The organism is Paenibacillus sp. 7541 (assembly GCF_002276395.1).
Taxonomy (GTDB): domain Bacteria; phylum Bacillota; class Bacilli; order Paenibacillales; family Paenibacillaceae; genus Paenibacillus_AQ; species Paenibacillus_AQ campinasensis.
Genome location: NZ_NQLZ01000089.1, coordinates 1 through 283, shown reverse-complemented (window position 1 = coordinate 283; position 283 = coordinate 1). Strand labels below are relative to the sequence as shown.

The 283-nt window shown below is 36.7% G+C and carries 1 pseudogene; it reads left to right on the top strand.

Going from position 1 to position 283, the window contains the following annotated elements:
- Positions 1-50 precede the first annotated feature (50 nt).
- A pseudogene (locus CHH75_RS24560) lies at positions 51-283 on the top strand (hypothetical protein); the annotation flags it as partial.

Here is a 283-nt window from a genome sequence, read left to right as displayed (position 1 = left end):
TTGATTGTTTATATTAATAGAACCACAATTAATACAAGGGAGGATTTACGATGTTAAAGAAAATCGTGAGACTAGTTTTGACACCATTACTTGTTTTAGGGCTTACTATTAGCGGATTAGGTATGACATTTGCAGCACCAGAAGAAGGATTATCTGATATTCAAATTCGAGAAAAATTGGATGAAATTAATGCTCGTTATGAGGTCAGGGAAGAGTTCAGTGAGGAAGATGCGAGGTTTGTAAAGGAGCATATTGGTTCACCTTCTGAAAATAGTGCGCAGCC